Genomic DNA, 12347 nt, shown 5'->3' with positions numbered 1-12347 from the left:
CCGCGGGGGCGCACCGGCCGACAGCACCGGCGCGCCCTCGCGGCCCCCGTCCCCGGCGCGCCCCCGTTCCCGGCCCTCCGGGCGGTCCCTCGCACCTGCGGCACCCGGGTCGCTTCCCGGCACGCCGGTCGTGCCTGGCCGTGACCGGCGCGCCGGTCACGGCTCAGGCGGCGTGGCCGCCGTCCACCGCGAACTCCGCGCCCGTCACGTACGCGGCCTCCTCGCCCGCGAGGAACGCCACCAGCGCGGCCACCTCGCCCGGCGCCCCGAACCGGCCCAGTGCCGTCAGCGCGCTCTGGCCCTCCGCGTACGGCCCGTCCGCCGGGTTCATGTCGGTGTCCACCGGACCGGGGTGGACGATGTTCGCCGTGATGCCCCGGTCGCCCAGCTCCCGGGCCAGCGCCTTGGTCAGGCCGACCAGCGCCGACTTGCTCGTGGTGTACAGCGTCCCTCCCGGGCCGGGCACGCGCTGGGTCATGCAACTGCCGATCGTGATGATCCGCCCGCCCCGGCCCATCCGCGCGGCCGCCGCCTGCGACGCCAGGAAGGTGCCTCGCACATTCACCGCGAGGACCCGGTCGACGTCCGCCCCGGTCAGGCCCTCCAGCGGACCGATCAGGCCGACCCCGGCGTTGTTGACGAGGACGTCCAGCCGCCCGAACGCGTCGGCCGCCCGCCGCACCGCCCCCGCCACCTGGGCCGCCTCCGCCGAGTCGGCGCGCAGGGCGAGCGCCCGCCGGCCCGTCGCCTCGATGCCCGCCGCGACCTCGCGGGCCGCCTCCGTACCGCGTAGGTAGGTGAAGGCGACGTCCGCGCCCTCCCGCGCCAGCCGCAGCGCGATCGACGCGCCGATACCCCGGCTGCCGCCGGTGACCAGTACCGCCCGTGTGTCCGTCGTGGACATCCCGTACCTCCGTCAGAAGTGGTTACGGGCTCCATCACAGCCGAGCGGCGCACGCGGCACCGGCGGGAAACGGACCCCGCCCCCACCGATGAGTTCCGTCCGCGGGCGCGGTCCGCACTGGTGGCAGACGATGAAGACCTGAACGAAAGGCACCGGCCATGGCTCAGCTCACCCTCACCACCTTCCTGTCGCTCGACGGCGTCACGCAGGCCCCCGGCGGCCCCGACGAGGACCGCAGTGGCGGCTTCGAGTACGGCGGCTGGCTCGTTCCCTTCGCGGACGAGGACATGGGCCGCTTCATGGACGAGGTCTTCGACCGCGCGGACGCCTTCCTGCTGGGACGCCGGACGTACGAGATCTTCGCCGGGTACTGGCCGCAGGTCACCGACGAGGACGACCCCGTGGCCTCCCGGCTCAACGCCCTGCCCAAGCACGTCGTCTCCACGACCCTGGAGAGGGCCGACTGGCACAACTCCACCGTGCTCCACGGCGATCTGGTCCAGGAGGTGAACCGGCTCAAGCGGGCACCCGGCCGCGAGATCCAGGTCCACGGCAGCGCCCGGCTCGCCCAGAGCCTGATCCGGCACGGGCTGGTCGACGCGTACAACCTCCTCGTCTTCCCCGTCCTCCTCGGTAAGGGGCGCCGCCTCTTCCCCGACGGCGGCCTGCCCACCGCCTGCGAACTCACCGGACACCGCACCACCTCCACCGGTGTCACCATCCAGACCTACCGCCCCACCGGGCCCGCCCGGTTCGGCACGTTCGAGCCGGGGGAGTGACGCCGGCGCCGGCAGCCCCCGCCCGCTCCGGGCCGGCCGGGGCGCCGGGGTGGCGCGGCGTTGCCGCCGGCACGCGCGGGGAGCGCCGCTGGCTGCCGCCGCCGGACCTGGCCGGCCTTCGGCCCCGAGCTCCTGGCGCACGACGCGGGCCTGCCGGACACCGACGACTGCGCATAGGCTGGGCCGATGGCGGTCATCGATCTGGGCGAGTACGGGGCGCGGTTCACCGCCGACCCGTACCCCTACTACGCCGAGCTGCGCGCGAAGGGCCCCGCCCACCAGGTGCGCACCCCGGACGGTGGTGAGGTGTGGCTGATCGTCGGCCACGCGGAGGCGCGGGCCGCGCTCGCCGACCCGCGGCTGTCCAAGTCGCCCGCCACGGCGGGCCTCACCATGCTGGACGAGCAGGTCGTCGGCCCCAACCTGCTGGTGCTGGACCCGCCGGACCACACCCGGCTGCGCAGGCTGGTGGCCCGCGAGTTCACCGCGCGGCGCGTGGAGAGCCTGCGCCCGCGCATCCAGCGGATCACCGACGACCTGATCGACGCCATGGCCCCGGCGGGGCGGGCGGACCTGGTGGACGCCCTCGCCTTCCCGCTGCCCATCACCGTCATCTGCGAACTGCTGGGAGTGCCCACCGCCGACCGGGAGGCGTTCCGCGCCTGGTCCACCGAGATCGTCGCCCCCACCGGCGCGCAGGCCGAGGGCCGGGCCGTGCACGATCTGGCGGCCTACCTGGACGCCCTCATCGAGGACAAGCGCCGCACCGAGCGCGCCGACGACCTGATCGGCGCGCTGCTGCGCACCCGCGCCGAGGGCGGCGACCGGCTCTCGGCCGCCGAACTGCGCGCCATGGCCTACCTGTTGCTGATCGCCGGCCATGAGACCACGGTCAACCTGCTCTCCAACGGGGTGCGCGCGCTGCTCGGCGACCCCGGCCAACTGGCCGATCTGCGCGCCGAACCGGAGCTGATCGACGGCGCGGTGGAGGAGATGCTGCGGTACGACGGCCCGGTGGAGACCGGCACGCTACGGTTCGCCCGCGAACCGGTTCCGGTCGGCGACACCGTCGTCATCCCGGCGGGCGCGGCGGTACTGGTGGGCATCGCCGCCGGCGACCGCGACCCGGCCAGGTTCCCCGACCCGGACCGGTTCGACATCCGCCGCGACACCACCGGCCACCTGGCCTTCGGTCACGGCATCCACTACTGCCTGGGCGCGCCGCTGGCCCGTATGGAGGCCCGCGTCGCGCTCCGCGCCCTGCTTCAGCGGCTCCCGTCCCTCTCCCTCGACCCGTCGGACGGCCCCCTGGAGTGGCTGCCCGGCCTGCTCATCCGCGGCGTCCGCCGCCTGCCGGTCCGATGGTGAACGGGTGACCGGGTCGAGCCGGCCCGACCGGAGCCCGGCCCGGCCCAGGGGCGGTCGGGGCAGCGCGGGGGCCTGGTCAGCGGGCGGCGGCGACCCGGGCCGTCTGCTCGATCTCGTCCGGCCGCACCGGGCGCCGCTCCCTGCGTGACAGCTCGCACGCCTCGGCCACGCACAGCGCCCGCAGCGCCTCGCGGCCGTCGCAGGGGTTGCCGATCGCGCCGCGCGCCAGCCGGAGGAACGCGTCCAGCTCCGCCTCGTACGCCGGGGCGAACCGCGCCAGGAACCCCGGCCAGGGGCTGCCGGCCGGGGGTGGGCCGAGCGGTTCGGTGGAGGTGATCGGGGTGCGGTCGTCCAGGCCCACCGCGATCTGGTCCCGCTCGCCGGACAGCTCCATCCGTACGTCGTAACCGGCGCCGTTGCAGCGGGTGGCCGTGGCGGTGGCGAGCGTGCCGTCGTCCAGGGTGAGCAGCGCGGCTGCCGTGTCCACATCACCCGCCTCGCGGAACATCGGCGCGCCGCCGTCCGCGCCCGTGGCGTACACCTCCACGATCTCCCGCCCGGTGACCCAGCGCAGGATGTCGAAGTCGTGCACCAGGCAGTCCCGGAACAGGCCGCCGGAGAGCGGGAGGTACGCGGCCGGCGGCGGCGCCGGGTCGGAGGTGATCGACCGGACGGTGTGCAGCCGGCCGAGCCGCCCGTCCCGTACCGCTTCACGGGCCGCGCGGTAGCCGGTGTCGAAGCGGCGCATGAAGCCGATCTGGAGCGGGGTGCCGGCCGCCTCGACCGCGCGCAGCGCGCCGAGCGTCGCGGCCGGACCCAGCGCGATGGGCTTCTCGCAGAAGGTGGGCAGACCGGCGCGGGCGGCCCGGGCGATCAGCTCGGCGTGGGAGGCGGTGGCCGAGGCGATCACCACCGCGTCCACGCCCCAGGCGAAGACGTCGTCGACGGCCGGAGCGGCGGTCGCGCCGATCGCGGCGGCGACCCCTGCCGCCCGCGCGGCGTCGGCGTCTGCGACGACCAGTGCCCCGACCTCGGGGTGGCGGCTGAGCACCCCCGCGTGGAAGGCCCCGATACGTCCCGTGCCGATCAGTCCGATGCGCATGGCCCCCAAGGTGGGGCCGGCGCCGGCACCCTGTCAAGCATTTGTCCTGACAAATGGACTTCACAACTTCCCGTCAACATGGCCGGCCGATACGCTCGGGCCGTGTCCAAGCAGACGAGAGATGACGAGACCGATCCCGTCGCACGGCTGCCGCTGCGCGTGGACCGCACCAGCCCGGTCCCCCTCTACTTCCAGCTCTCCCAGCAGCTGGAGGCGGCGATCGAACACGGGGCGCTCACCCCGGGAAGCCTGCTCGGCAACGAGATCGAGCTGGCCGGCCGGCTCGGCCTGTCCCGGCCCACCGTCCGCCAGGCCATCCAGTCCCTCGTCGAGAAGGGCCTCCTCGTCCGCCGCAGGGGCGTCGGCACCCAGGTGGTGCACAGCCAGGTCAAGCGCCCGCTGGAGCTCAGCAGCCTGTACGACGACCTGGAGGCGGCCGGCCAGCGTCCCGCCACCGTCGTCCTGGCCAACCGGGTCGAGCCGGCCACCGCCGAGGTCGCCGCCGTCCTCGGCGTACCCGAGGGCAGCGACGTACGGTTCCTGGAGCGGCTGCGGAGCGCGCACGACGAGCCCATGGCGCGGCTGCGCAACCACCTGCCGCTCGGGCTGCTGGACCCCGGCACCGAGCAACTGGAGGCCACCGGGCTGTACCGGATGATGCGCGGCGCGGGCGTCACCCTGCACAGCGCCCGCCAGCGGGTCGGGGCGCGGGCCGCCACCGGCGCGGAGGCGGACCTGCTCGGCGAGGAGGAGGGCGCCCCGCTGCTGACGATGGAGCGCACCACCTTCGACGACACCGGCCGGGCCGTCGAATTCGGCTCGCACGTCTACCGGGCGTCGCGGTACGCCTTCGAGTTCCAGCTCCTGGTCCGGCCGTGACACCCGGAGCGCGCGAGAGGCGCGAGGCACCGGGGGTGAGGCGTCCGGCCCGCGAGCGGCCGGGGGCCGCCCCAACCCCCTGGACATCCGGAATATCCCCATGACCGATACTTGGCCAGTCGGGACGCGGCGTATCGCCCCCCGGCCGCTCCAAGGAGCACACCCAGCAGTACAGGGAGAAGGGCACGGCGTCGTGGCAAGGGTTGGGACAGGAGTACGCGCGTTCCGCGCGGTGCTGGCGGCGGTGCTCGGAGCCTCCCTCGTGGGAGCGCTCGCCGGCTGCAGCAGCACCGGCGGCAAGCGCGCCGAGGACGCCCGCAAGGCGGCGGCCGCACAGGGACGCTCGGCGGTGAACACCCCGAAGTGGACCATCGCCATGGTCACGCACTCCGGAGACGGCGACACGTTCTGGGACATCGTCCAGAGCGGCGCCAAGCAGGCCGCCGTGAAGGACAACATCAACTTCCTCTACGCGCACAGCGACGAGGGACAGCAGCAGGCGCAGCTCGTCGACTCCTACATAGACAAGAAGGTCGACGGCCTGATCGTCACGCTCGCCAAGCCCGACGCCATGAAGGCCGCCGTGGCCAAGGCTGTCAGGGCGGGCATCCCGGTCGTCACCGTGAACTCGGGCGCCGAGCAGTCCAAGGCCTTCGGCGCGCTCACCCACATCGGCCAGGACGAGACCGTGGCCGGTGAGGCGGTCGGCGAGGAGCTGGACCGGCGCGGCCGCAAGAAGGCCCTGTGCGTCCTGCACGAGCAGGGCAACGTCGGCCACGAGCAGCGCTGCGCCGGGGTGCGCGAGACCTTCGGCGGCGACCTGCAGAACCTCTACGTCGACGGCACCAACATGCCCGACGTCCAGGCGTCCATCGAGGCCAAGCTCCAGACCGACCGGGCCATCGACGCCGTGGTCACGCTGGGCGCGCCCTTCGCGGACGCCGCCGTCCAGGCCGGGAAGTCCGCCGGGTCGAAGGCCGAGGTCGACACCTTCGACCTCAACGCCAAGGTCGCCACCGGACTGCGCGACGGCTCCCTCGGCTTCGCCGTCGACCAGCAGCCCTACCTCCAGGGGTACGAGGCCGTCGACCTGCTGTGGCTCTACCGCTACAACGCCGACGTCCTCGGCGGCGGCCGTCCCGTCCTCACCGGCCCGCAGATCATCACCGAGAAGGACGCCGCCCGGCTCCAGGGGTACACGGAGCGGGGGACCCGATGACCACCCAGGCGCCACCCGCGAAGGACCGCGCGGCCACCACCGGTGACGAGCGGCTGCTGCGCACCTCACCGCTGCGCAGGCTGCTGGGGCGCCCCGAGCTCGGCTCGGTCGTCGGCGCCCTCGCCGTCTTCCTCTTCTTCGCCGTCGTCGCCGACGGCTTCCTGCGCGCCTCCAGCTTCGGCACCGTCCTGTACGCGGCGTCGACCATCGGCATCATGGCCGTTCCGGTCGCCCTGCTGATGATCGGCGGGGAGTTCGACCTGTCGGCCGGTGTGATGGTGACCAGCTCCGCGCTGATCTCCTCGATGACCAGCTTCCAGCTCACCGCGAACGTCTGGGTGGGCGTCGGGGTGTCGCTGCTGCTCACGCTGGCCATCGGGTTCTTCAACGGCTTCATGCTGACCCGCACCAAGCTGCCGAGCTTCATCATCACGCTCGGTACGTTCCTGATGCTGACCGGCCTGAACCTGGGCCTCACCAAGCTGATCAGCGGCACGGTGTCGACCAAGTCGATCGCCGACATGGAGGGCTTCGCCTCCGCCCGGAAGCTGTTCGCCTCCCACGTCACCGTGGGCGGCGTCGACCTGAAGGTGACCATCCTGTGGTGGTTCGCCCTGGTGGCCCTCGCCACCTGGGTCCTGCTGCGCACCCGTTTCGGCAACTGGATCTTCGCCGTCGGCGGCGGCGCGGACGCCGCCCGGGCCGTCGGCGTCCCGGTCCACCGGACCAAGATCGGCCTCTATACGGGCGTGGCGTTCTGCGCCTGGGTCTCCGGGCAGCACCTGCTGCTCTCCTTCGACGTCGTCCAGTCCGGCGAGGGCGTCGGCAACGAGCTCATCTACATCATCGCGGCGGTGATCGGCGGCTGCCTGATCACCGGCGGATACGGCTCCGCGATCGGCTCGGCGGTCGGCGCGTTCATCTTCGGCATGACCAGCAAGGGCATCGTGTATGCGGAGTGGAACCCGGACTGGTTCAAGTTCTTCCTCGGAGCGATGCTCCTTCTGGCGACCCTGCTCAACGCCTGGGTCCGCAAGCGCGCGGAGGCCACCGCATGACCGCCCTGGTGGAACTGGACGACGTCAGCAAGTACTACGGCAACATCCGCGCCCTGGAGGGCGTCTCCCTGGAGGTCCACGCCGGTGAGATCTCCTGCGTCCTGGGGGACAACGGCGCGGGCAAGTCCACCCTGATCAAAATCATCGCCGGGCTGCACACCCACGACGGCGGGACCTTCCGCATCGACGGCGAGGAGACCTCCCTGGCGTCGCCGCGCGAGGCCCTGGACCGGGGCATCGCCACGGTCTACCAGGACCTCGCCGTCGTCCCCCTCATGCCGGTGTGGCGCAACTTCTTCCTCGGCTCCGAGCCCACCAGGGGCGCCGGCCCCTTCAAGCGCCTCGACGTCGACCTCATGCGCGAGACCACCCGCGCGGAGCTGCTGCGCATGGGCATCGACCTGCGCGACGTCGACCAGCCCATCGGCACCCTGTCGGGCGGCGAGCGCCAGTGCGTGGCCATCGCGCGCGCGGTCCACTTCGGCGCCAAGGTACTGGTCCTGGACGAGCCGACGGCGGCCCTGGGCGTCAAGCAGTCCGGTGTGGTCCTGAAGTACGTGGCGGCGGCGCGCGACGCGGGTCTCGGCGTGGTCCTCATCACGCACAACCCGCACCACGCGTACCTGGTGGGTGACCGCTTCGTGCTGCTCAAGCGGGGCCGGATGGCCGCCGCCCACACCAGGGACTCCGTCACGCTCGACGAACTGACCCGCCAGATGGCGGGCGGCAGCGAGCTGGAGGACCTCCGCCACGAGCTGGAACGGGCCCCCGCCCCGGGTCGGACCGGCGGCCACGACACCGCCCCGCCGTCCGGCCCCTGATCGCGCGCGCCGCCGCCCCCCTCCGCGTACCTGGCAGAATCGGGGGCGGCGGGCGCCGTCCGCCGCCGGATGCCCAGCCAGCCGGCTGCCCCCCACACCCGCAGGGACGACAGGACTCGTGCGAGCACCCAGCCGCCACAGCACCCGATTCGTGCGTGGGAAGGAGTCCGGCCGATGAGCACCTACCGCGACCTCACCCACCGCGGCTCCGCCCGTGCCACCGTGCTGCGCACCGTCGGCACCCGTGAACGCCGCTCGCACCTGACCGCGCCCCGCGTGCCCACCGTCGGCATCGACATCGGCGGTACGAAGGTGATGGCGGGCGTCGTCGACGCGGACGGCGTCATCCTGGAGACCCTGCGCACCGAGACCCCCGACAAGTCCAAGAGCCCGAAGGTCGTCGAGGACACCATCGTCGAGCTGGTCCTGGACCTGTCGGACCGGCACGACGTCCATGCCGTCGGCATCGGCGCCGCGGGCTGGGTCGACGCCGACCGCAGCCGTGTCCTGTTCGCCCCGCACCTGGCGTGGCGCAACGAGCCGCTGCGGGATTCGCTCCAGGGCCGCCTCGCCGTCCCCGTCATGGTCGACAACGACGCCAACACGGCGGCCTGGGCGGAGTGGCGGTTCGGCGCGGGTCGGGGTGAGGACCACCTCGTCATGATCACTCTCGGCACCGGCATCGGCGGCGCCATCCTGGAGAACGGCCAGGTCAAGCGGGGCAAGTACGGAGTCGCCGGCGAGTTCGGGCATATGCAGGTGGTGCCCGGCGGCCACCGCTGCCCGTGCGGCAACCGGGGCTGCTGGGAGCAGTACAGCTCCGGCAACGCCCTGGTGCGCGAGGCCCGCGAGATGGCGGCGGCCGACTCACCCGTCGCCTACAACATCATCGAGCGGGTCAAGGGCCACGTCCCCGACATCACCGGACCGCTGATCACCGAGCTGGCCCGCGAGGGCGACGCCATGTGCGTGGAGCTGCTCCAGGACATCGGCCAGTGGCTCGGCGTCGGCATCGCCAACCTGGCCGCCGCCCTGGACCCCTCCTGCTTCGTGATCGGCGGCGGCGTGAGTGCCGCCGACGACCTGCTCATCGGCCCGGCCAGGGACGCCTTCCGCCGCCACCTCACCGGCCGCGGGTACCGCCCCGAGGCCCGGATCGCCAAGGCCGAACTGGGTCCCGAGGCCGGCATGGTCGGCGCCGCCGACCTCGCCCGGCTCGTGGCCCGCCGCTTCCGCCGCACCAACCGCCGCCGCGTGGAGCGCCATGAGCGCTACGAGCGGTACGCGCAGGTCATCCGGAACGGCGGGATCACCCGCACCGACCGCACCACCCAGGAACCCTCGTCATGAGCGTGCCCTCCCAGCCCCTCTGTCCCCGGCAGCGCCGGCGCATGATCCGGCGCCGGGTGCTGACCGCCGTCGTCATCGTGCTGCTGATCGGCATTCCGGCGGGCTACCTGGTGATCTCCGCCCAGCAGAGCCGCGACAGCGGCCGGGACAAGGAGGCGGAGTCCTCCGTCACCGGCCTCCGGGACAGCTGGCCCTCCAAGATGAAGCGCCGGGTCTTCGAGGTGCCGATCCCGGCGAAGTCGACCGACGTGGCCTACTTCGAGACCAGCAACTGGAGGACGAGCAGGCTGTACGTCCAGTTCACCACCAGCGGCGCGGGGCTCGACGACTTCCTGGACGACGTCGGCACCAGCCGCTCGGCACTCGAAGCCGGGGACGTCACGATCAGCGAGCGCGACGCCGGGACGGTCGGCTGGGAGTTCCCGCCGCGCAAGGACTGGGCCGCCACCACGCACCGCCAGGCCGACCCCCGGCCCAGCCAGGACATCACCGTCGACCTCACCGAACCGGCCGCCCCGCGCGTGTACGTCGTCTCCACCGCGACCCCCTGACAGCCGCGCCCGGCCGGCGACCGGGTCCGCCCGGTGTTCCGGCGGGCCCCCGATCCCGCTGCCGGGCCAGTGGTACCGCAGCACGTCGGGGCCGGGCGGCACCTGCCGCGAACTACGGCCGCAGCAGCCACGTGTCGCCCCGGACGTCCGTGACGATGCCGCGCCGGTCGGCGTCCGTGTCGTGGACCAGGTCACCCACCCACGCGCGCCGTTCCCGCTCGCCGGTCATCGGTGGTCCTTCCCGCGCAGCTCCGCCCACACCCGTTTCCCCCACGGCAGCGGCTCGGTGCCCCAGTCCGCCGCCAGGGCCGCCACGAGCACCAGGCCGCGTCCGCCCTCGTCCTCCGGGCCCGGCTCCCCGCGCATCGGAGGCGCCTTGGACAAGTCCACGACACCGATTCGCACGCGCGACGCCCCGGGGCGCTCCACGACGACTCGGACGGAGTCCCGCCGGGCGTGCCGGACCGCGTTGGCCACCAGCTCGGTGACGATCAGGGCGCCGTCCTCGGCCACGTCGTCCAAGCCCCAGGCGGTCAGTGCGACGCGCACCAGACGCCGGGCGGTCGCGGCGCTCCCGGGCTCACGCGGCAGGGTCTGGCTGTACCCGGGGTGCCCGGTCGGGCGTGCCCGCGTCGTGGGTTGCTGCATGTCGGTCTGCTTCCTCGGATCGGCCGAGCCCCGGGGCCGTGCACACGGTCACCGGAGCGCTGTCCGTTCATGCAAGCAGGGCCGCCCGATCACGCGGAGGAGCCAACCAGGGGGCCAGGGAGGGGCCACACTGGTCAGCGAAGGGGGCCAGCATGACAAGCACTGACCGGCGGCGGGAATTCGGCGCCTACCTTGCCAGCCTGCGGCGGCACTCCCGCCGCTCGCAGCCGCAGTTAGCTGCCGCGCTGTGCGCCGTTTCCGGTGCCCAGTCGATCACCCGGAACGAGGTGTCCCGGTGGGAGCGCGGCGAGCGCATCCCGGACGTGTGGCTGCCCACCTTCGCCCAAGTACTCGGCGTGCCGCTGCACGAGCTGGAGCAGGCCGCCGCATACGCGCGGGGTGATGCCCAGGCCGCTCTTCCCGGAGTCGCGGCCACCCTGGCCGACCTTTGCCCCGCCGGAGAGGCGCTGGAACCCCCGACGGCCCCCTGCGGCCGCCGGATTGGCGCTACCACCGTGGAGGGGCTGGCGGCCCGTGTGCACGGCCTCCGGCTCGCCGACGACGTGCTGTCCGGCGGCGATCTGATCGTCCCAGCCTTCCGTGAACTGCATGCCGCTGTGCGCCTGTTCCGCGAATCGAGCCATTCCGAGAACACCGGGCGTGACCTGCTGGTCCAGATTGGCGAGTTGGGTCAGATCGCCGGTTGGATCGCCTCGGACGCCGGGCGCGGAGAAGACGCGGAACGGGCGTACCGGCTCGGGATCTCCGCCGCTCGGCAGGCGGGTGACGCGGTGCTCGTGGCACAACTCGCGAGCAGCCTCGGCTACCACCTGTCGAACACCGGTCGGGAGCGGCCGGGGCTGGACCTGGCGAAGGCGGCGGTGGCCGAGGCCGGAACGGACGCTCCGGCCGCGACGCGTGCCCTGTTCCTGGACCGCGTGGCCTGGGCGCACACGCGCGCCGGAGAGCCGCAATCGGCCCTCCGGGCACTCGGGCAGGCACACACCGCCCTTGACACCCCGGGCGGTGCTCCGGCGCCCTCATGGGCCTACTGGGTGAACCGGCAGGAACTGGAAGTCATGGACGCCCGAGTGCTCACGGAACTGCACCGGCCGCTGCGCGCCGTGCCCCTTCTCCAGGACGTGCTGGGACGCTACGACGTCACTCACACCCGGGAGGTGGCGTTGTACCGGTCGTGGCTGGCGGTGGCGCTGGCCGACGCCAACGAGCCCGAGCAAGCGGCTGAGGAAGCCCGTCTGGTCATCGAGACGTCCGGAGACCTGTCCTCGGAGCGGACGGCGGCGCGGGCCCGGACAGTGCTGCACCGCTTGAAGGCTTTCGAAGACGTGCCGGAGGCGCGCGAGGTGCTGATCGACCACGGACATCTGCTGCTTACGTAAGGGTGGCAGGTGCCCGCGCCTGCTGCAGCGGCGAGTGGCACGAGGGCAGCGGGTACGTGCTGCGTGGACGCACGTGGCGCCGCGCTGGACGGCCGGCGACCGGGCGCCCGCGCCCACCGGGGCATGGACGGCAACGGCCCGCGCGGGGTCCGTCTGTACGATGCCCGGGCGTCCTGCTTGACGTACCTCGCCACGACGGCGTGCCCCGCCGCCGCCCGCCGGGCGGGCCGGGCACTCCGATGTGAGGACCACGGGGAGTGGTACGCGC

At 73.4% G+C, this 12347-nt stretch carries 12 protein-coding genes; 9 read left to right on the top strand and 3 right to left on the bottom strand.

From position 1 onward, the window contains the following. Window positions 1-163: 163 nt before the first annotated feature. On the bottom strand, window positions 164-904 hold the full coding sequence (locus AB0H53_RS07420) for an SDR family oxidoreductase (RefSeq protein ID WP_362108482.1): 741 nt from the start codon (window positions 902-904) through the stop codon (window positions 164-166). A gap of 158 nt (window positions 905-1062) precedes the next feature. On the opposite strand from AB0H53_RS07420, the gene AB0H53_RS07415 reads away from it, so the two are divergent. Beyond that, window positions 1063-1683 (top strand): dihydrofolate reductase family protein, encoded by a 621-nt coding sequence (locus AB0H53_RS07415; protein ID WP_362108480.1) that lies wholly within the window; start codon window positions 1063-1065, stop codon window positions 1681-1683. Window positions 1684-1869: 186 nt separating this feature from the next. Continuing rightward, window positions 1870-3051 (top strand): cytochrome P450, encoded by a 1182-nt coding sequence (locus AB0H53_RS07410; RefSeq protein WP_362108478.1) that lies wholly within the window; start codon window positions 1870-1872, stop codon window positions 3049-3051. 76 nt (window positions 3052-3127) lie between these two features. Here AB0H53_RS07410 and AB0H53_RS07405 read toward each other — a convergent pair whose 3' ends face one another. Then, the gene (locus AB0H53_RS07405; RefSeq protein ID WP_362108476.1) at window positions 3128-4153 is read right to left on the bottom strand and encodes a Gfo/Idh/MocA family oxidoreductase; all 1026 of its coding nucleotides are present in this window, start codon (window positions 4151-4153) and stop codon (window positions 3128-3130) included. A gap of 159 nt (window positions 4154-4312) precedes the next feature. On the opposite strand from AB0H53_RS07405, the gene AB0H53_RS07400 reads away from it, so the two are divergent. From AB0H53_RS07400 to AB0H53_RS07375, 6 genes are all read left to right on the top strand, one after another. Then, window positions 4313-5032 carry a GntR family transcriptional regulator gene (locus AB0H53_RS07400; RefSeq protein WP_362108571.1) on the top strand — a complete coding sequence of 240 codons (720 nt, stop codon included), beginning with the start codon at window positions 4313-4315 and terminating at the stop codon, window positions 5030-5032. A 193-nt stretch (window positions 5033-5225) separates the two neighbouring features. Beyond that, window positions 5226-6251: a substrate-binding domain-containing protein gene (locus AB0H53_RS07395; protein WP_362108474.1), complete on the top strand. Its 1026-nt coding sequence runs from the start codon at window positions 5226-5228 to the stop codon at window positions 6249-6251. Then, a complete protein-coding gene (locus tag AB0H53_RS07390) occupies window positions 6248-7309 on the top strand; it encodes an ABC transporter permease (protein WP_362108472.1) in 1062 nt (353 codons plus the stop codon). Before AB0H53_RS07395 ends, AB0H53_RS07390 begins: the two co-directional genes overlap by 4 nt. Beyond that, window positions 7306-8130 (top strand): ATP-binding cassette domain-containing protein, encoded by an 825-nt coding sequence (locus AB0H53_RS07385; protein WP_362108470.1) that lies wholly within the window; start codon window positions 7306-7308, stop codon window positions 8128-8130. The genes AB0H53_RS07390 and AB0H53_RS07385 overlap by 4 nt, the downstream gene beginning before the upstream one ends. Before the next feature lie 174 nt (window positions 8131-8304). After that, a complete protein-coding gene (locus AB0H53_RS07380) occupies window positions 8305-9480 on the top strand; it encodes an ROK family glucokinase (protein ID WP_362108468.1) in 1176 nt (391 codons plus the stop codon). Next, window positions 9477-10031, top strand: a complete 555-nt coding sequence (locus AB0H53_RS07375) for a hypothetical protein (RefSeq protein ID WP_362108466.1) — start codon at window positions 9477-9479, stop codon at window positions 10029-10031. Before AB0H53_RS07380 ends, AB0H53_RS07375 begins: the two co-directional genes overlap by 4 nt. Before the next feature lie 225 nt (window positions 10032-10256). Here AB0H53_RS07375 and AB0H53_RS07370 read toward each other — a convergent pair whose 3' ends face one another. Beyond that, a complete protein-coding gene (locus AB0H53_RS07370; protein WP_362108464.1) occupies window positions 10257-10679 on the bottom strand; it encodes an ATP-binding protein in 423 nt (140 codons plus the stop codon). A gap of 152 nt (window positions 10680-10831) precedes the next feature. On the opposite strand from AB0H53_RS07370, the gene AB0H53_RS07365 reads away from it, so the two are divergent. After that, window positions 10832-12079 carry a helix-turn-helix transcriptional regulator gene (locus AB0H53_RS07365; RefSeq protein WP_362108462.1) on the top strand — a complete coding sequence of 416 codons (1248 nt, stop codon included), beginning with the start codon at window positions 10832-10834 and terminating at the stop codon, window positions 12077-12079. Window positions 12080-12347: the final 268 nt, after the last annotated feature.

The organism is Streptomyces sp. NPDC050856, from assembly GCF_040653855.1.
In the GTDB taxonomy this organism is placed as follows: domain Bacteria; phylum Actinomycetota; class Actinomycetes; order Streptomycetales; family Streptomycetaceae; genus Streptomyces.
Note: the sequence above shows the minus strand (reverse complement) of the source record. Positions and strands in the feature narration are given on the sequence as shown.

Bases quoted from the DNA above. Each gene is read 5' to 3' on its own strand.
- AB0H53_RS07420 (WP_362108482.1), bottom strand. From the start codon at position 904: ATGTCCACGACGGACACACGGGCGGTACTGGTCACCGGCGGCAGCCGG.
- AB0H53_RS07415 (WP_362108480.1), top strand. From the start codon at position 1,063: ATGGCTCAGCTCACCCTCACCACCTTCCTGTCGCTCGACGGCGTCACG.
- AB0H53_RS07410 (WP_362108478.1), top strand. From the start codon at position 1,870: ATGGCGGTCATCGATCTGGGCGAGTACGGGGCGCGGTTCACCGCCGAC.
- AB0H53_RS07405 (WP_362108476.1), bottom strand. From the start codon at position 4,153: ATGCGCATCGGACTGATCGGCACGGGACGTATCGGGGCCTTCCACGCG.
- AB0H53_RS07390 (WP_362108472.1), top strand. From the start codon at position 6,248: ATGACCACCCAGGCGCCACCCGCGAAGGACCGCGCGGCCACCACCGGT.
- AB0H53_RS07385 (WP_362108470.1), top strand. From the start codon at position 7,306: ATGACCGCCCTGGTGGAACTGGACGACGTCAGCAAGTACTACGGCAAC.
- AB0H53_RS07380 (WP_362108468.1), top strand. From the start codon at position 8,305: ATGAGCACCTACCGCGACCTCACCCACCGCGGCTCCGCCCGTGCCACC.
- AB0H53_RS07375 (WP_362108466.1), top strand. From the start codon at position 9,477: ATGAGCGTGCCCTCCCAGCCCCTCTGTCCCCGGCAGCGCCGGCGCATG.
- AB0H53_RS07370 (WP_362108464.1), bottom strand. From the start codon at position 10,679: ATGCAGCAACCCACGACGCGGGCACGCCCGACCGGGCACCCCGGGTAC.
- AB0H53_RS07365 (WP_362108462.1), top strand. From the start codon at position 10,832: ATGACAAGCACTGACCGGCGGCGGGAATTCGGCGCCTACCTTGCCAGC.